Raw genomic sequence first — 4468 nt, 5'->3', positions numbered from 1 at the left:
GTCCGAAGGGGGCGCAAGAGTTACACAGGGATGTAAAAGGGTTTCAGCGTTCTTAGAAGTCGTACGACACAGCCAGGCGCGCGTAACGCGGGTCCTGGGTGATCAGTGCAACGCCGTAGTACGGATGCGGCGTACCAGGCGAGCTGTACTCGGTCGGGTAACGGAACGTCGCACGCTGCTCGTTCAGCACGTTGAACACATTCGCAGAGAACGCCAGCTTCGACGCCGCCCACTCCGGACGGTACGTGACGCCGAGATCCAGCTGGAAGGTCCAGGGCAGACGACCCGCGGAACCCGGAGGCGACGGCTTGCCATCGCACGAGTGGTACGAGCTGCCGTAGTGCGCCGGATCCGGGTTGGTGACGCCGTCGCCGTAGTAGCCGAGGCAATTCTGCGGGCCGCCGCTGGCGGCCGTGAAGTTGCCTGACGCCTGCCACTCAGGAGCGATCTGCCAGTAGCCGTAGGCCTTGAACACATGGGGATGGTCGTTGCCGAGCTCGCCATTGGAATTGGCCATGACGTACTGGTTGTCCCAGTCGACGCTGCCGGCGGCACCGTTCTGACGCGTATCGGTGCGGGACTGGCCCTCGGTATCGCCGTACGAGCGCGAGAACACATAGTCGAACTTGCCGTACCAGACGCCGTCGAACTCATGCGTCATGTAAAGCTCCGCGGCGTAGTAGCGACGCTTCGGCTTCGGCATGCCCATCTCTTCGCGGCTGAGCGGCACTTCCTGCGCATTCCCGCTCGTATCGAGAACGGTAAAGGTGTTGGCCTGACCACCGTTCACCAGGTAGCAGCTGTTGGTCGAACCCACGGTATAGCCGAGCGCGGCAGCCTTGTCGGTTACCAGGCCAATATCGCAGAAGTCATCGATGACCGAGTTCAGCTTGCGGACCGTCAGCTTGGCGCCGTACGTCCAGTTCTCGGTGAGCGTCTTGTCGAAGCCTACGATGTACTCGTCCTGGTTCTCGGCCTTCAGGCCCTTGCCGGCAACCGTGCGCGGGTCAGGAGCAATACCGTACGAGTTGTTGCCCGATACGACATTGCTGAACTGCGTGAGACCCGTCGGCGCACCGGTCACCGGGTCGATGCCGGAGTACGTGAAGTACTGCTGGGTTGCCGTGTAGCCAGCGGCAGCGCCGGTAGCGGGGTTGAGGGGCAGGCCGAGGTAATAGCGGCCCGCGTTGGCGTAGACCTTGAAGCTGCCGTCACCGTTGACGTCCCACGCGGCACCCAGGCGCGGAGCCCACTGTGGTGAGGTCTGCTTGATGAAGGCCTCGCCATTCTGGTTGTAGTCGGTGAACTGGTCGTTGCGCAGGCCAATGGAGACCAGCCAGCGATCGCTGACCTGCCATTTGTCTTCGATGTACTGCGCCTTCTGGTCGGAGCGCACGTTCACCGCGTTCGCGACGACGGCCTTGTTGACCCAGTAACCGCTCTGGCCATTCGGGAACAGGGCCGGCGCCGGCACGAAGTTCTGGCCCGGTGTGTTGTCGATGGCGACGGTCGGGTCCTTCTGCACGCCATACGTCCAGGTATAGCCCGGACCGGGGCTGTTGGTGCCGAAGTCCAGGATCTGCGACTTCACGTTGTCGATACCGACGGAGATCGTGTGATCGCCGGCCGTGTAGGCGACATCGAAGCGCAGGTTGTTGGTCTTGTTGCCACGGCCCGGCAAGCTGATGTCAGCGACCTGGCTGTTCTGGATAGGCTTGCCACCGTTCAGCGCGGGATTCTGCTGGGTCGAGCTATCCACGCGTGCGAGGGTCGGGTCGTAATCGCCGGCCTGGTCGTAGTTCTTGCTGGACATCTTGCCGTAGGTGGCGCTCACGGTGAGATTGTCGGTGATGTAGCCGGTGTACTTGGCCACCCACAGGTCGCCGCCGGTCTTCGTGTCGTCTACCGGACCGATGGTCGTGGTGCGCGCAAGGTTCGCGTAATCGTATTTGTAACGCGTACCCGAGCCCTCGTGCTTGTCGCCCACGCTGGTGAGTTCGAGGATGTTGCTGTCGGTGATGTTCCAGTCGAGCTTGCTGTACCAGCGCGGGTTCTTGTAAGTGTTGTCAGATGCGGGCGTGGTGTTGCCGACTTCGTTGACGTTGCGCTGGCTCTCCTTCTCGAATTCGCCGGCGACGAAGAAGAACAGCTTGTCCTTGATCAGCGGGCCACCGGCGTAAATGCTGGTGGTCGTGGTCCACTGTGTGTCCTGGCTCTTCGGCTGGTACAGGTCACCTGCCGGGGCCGAGGCCGGCGTGTTGCTGTAATGCAGGTTCGGGCCCGAGGCGCGCGCCCACTCCGGCTCCCAGAGCACCTGAGCGCCGAAGTGCCATTCGTTCGTACCGCGCTTGCCGACCTGGCTGATCACGCCACCGTCGGAACGGCCGTACTGGGCGCTGTAGCCACCCGTGTAAGCCTCCTGCTGGTCGATCGCGCCATAGGGCAGCTGCAGGCCACCCATAGCATTGAGCGGATCGGTGGTGTTGAAACCGTTGATGTAATACGCGTTCTCGTTGGCGGCGGCACCGCCGAAGCTGACGACCGAATTACCGTTGTCGCTCTTGAAGCCGCCGCCGTTGTTGACGACGCCGGGAGCGAGCTGCGCGATGGCTTCCGCGCTGCGACCCAAGGGCAGCTTGGCGAGCTGCTCGGAGGTGATGACGGTGCGCGAGTCGACCGAGGTGACGTCGATGCTCGGCAGGACGGTACCGCTTACGGTCACGCCAGCGAGGCTGGTCGCGTCGGTTTGCGTCGCGGAACCTTGTGCCGCCGGCGCGTTGAAGGAGACATCAGTGCTGGCGCCGACGCGAAGCGTGACGTCCTTGCGTGAATCGGCAACGGCACCGTCGCGCATGAGGGTCACCGTATAGGTGCCCAGCGGGAGCTGGTTGGCGGCGTAGCGGCCGCGTGCGTCCACCGCGAACTCGCGGCGGAAGCCTGTCCCGCTTTCGACCACGACGGTCTCATTGCCGCCGGTCGGAACGCTGCCGTTGAGGCTGCCGGTAGTGGACTGCGCATAGACGCTCGAAACGCCGCCCAGGCACGTACATACCGCCAGTGCGAGTGCGCTCCTGCGAAAAAGAAACTGGTTTTTCATGCCTTCCCCGAAATGTATGCCCCGAAATGACGGCAGCACGGGACTGCGGCGACGGGCCCCCGCCTATCGCCGTGAACGGAGCCCCGAAGACCCCTCCCCGCACTCCATCGCTGAAACGTTCATTTGTCTCGATCCAAATGAACTGGTCTGACGGTTTACAGCAGGCGCCTCGAGATGTCCAGAGCTTCGAACGGGCGTTTGGATGGCCGTCCAGCCGTCTAAACGGAATGGCGCGGCGCAGCAGAAAACGGTGTAACTATGGGTATTTGGGTGGTTTTTTGTACTTATAGGACATGGCATGGAACCAAGGCGGGGCGGCTCTTCGAGGCCCGTAAAGAAAACCGAAAAAAACGGGTGGTTTGGTAATTCACCTTTACAAAATGTCCTCGGTCTTGGATCGTGGCAAATCCCGTGCCAGAAAAGTCGAGCGCCGCCATCACCGGGCGTCGACCGGGGGTGCCCGACATTGCGCCCCATGAAGATCGCCACCTTCAACGTCAACGGGATCCGCTCGCGCCTCGACCATCTGCTTGCCTGGCTGGAGCGGGAGGCGCCGGACATTGCCTGCCTGCAGGAGCTGAAGTCGACGGACGCGGCCTTTCCGGTCGACGCGATCAACAACGCCGGCTACGGCGCCCTCTGGGCGGGCCAGACCTCCTGGAACGGGGTGGCTATCCTGGCGAAGGGGGTGGACCCGGTCGAGAGCCGGCGCGGCTTGCCCGGCGACCCGAAGGACACGCAGAGCCGATACCTCGAGGCGGCGGCGCATGGGGTGCTGGTGGGCTGCCTCTATCTGCCCAACGGAAACCCGCAGCCAGGCCCGAAGTTCGATTACAAGCTGGCGTGGTTCGAACGCTTCCTGCGCCACGCTTCGGCCTTGATGAAAAGCGGTCACCCCGTGGTATTGGCGGGTGACTACAACGTCGTGCCCACGGACGAGGATATCTACGACCCCAAGGGCTGGCGCCGCGATGCCCTGCTCCAGCCGGAGAGCAGGGAGGCCTATGCCCGCCTCCTGGCCCAGGGCTGGACCGACGCCCTGCGCCAGAGGCACCCCGACGAGCGCATCTACACCTTCTGGGACTATTTTCGCCAGCACTGGCCCCGTGACCGGGGCCTGCGCATCGACCACCTGCTCCTGTCGAAGGATCTAGCCGCCCGGTTGAAGGATGCCAATGTGGACCGCTGGGTGCGTGACCTGCCCAAGGCCAGCGACCATGCCCCTACGTGGGTCGAGTTGGCGGCAACGAAACGGGCGAAACCCGGCCCCCGCGCTGGCTGAAATCGGTTAATTCGCGTCCAAACGCCAATGTAAGCGTTTACGCATGCCCGCACCCTGCAACCCGCACTTGCCACCACCCGCCCAAGTCC

At 63.2% G+C, this 4468-nt stretch carries 1 protein-coding gene and 1 pseudogene; one reads left to right on the top strand and one right to left on the bottom strand.

The annotated features are described in order from the left end of the window. Positions 1-52: 52 nt before the first annotated feature. Complete coding sequence (locus AC1DT2_RS16420; RefSeq protein WP_477297489.1) at positions 53-3097, bottom strand: TonB-dependent receptor; 3045 nt, start codon at positions 3095-3097, stop codon at positions 53-55. A 475-nt stretch (positions 3098-3572) separates the two neighbouring features. Between AC1DT2_RS16420 and xth the strand changes: the two are divergent. Beyond that, positions 3573-4337: pseudogene (xth, locus tag AC1DT2_RS16415) on the top strand (exodeoxyribonuclease III); the annotation flags it as partial. Positions 4338-4468: the final 131 nt, after the last annotated feature.

It is taken from the genome of Luteibacter sp. P4_E6, assembly GCF_056401535.1.
The sequence above is the reverse complement of the archived record's forward strand: the minus strand, read 5'-3'. Positions and strand labels throughout refer to the sequence as shown.

What these genes read in the sequence shown, in the direction of transcription:
- AC1DT2_RS16420 (WP_477297489.1), bottom strand. Translation starts at nt 3,097, where the DNA reads ATGAAAAACCAGTTTCTTTTTCGCAGGAGCGCACTCGCACTGGCGGTA.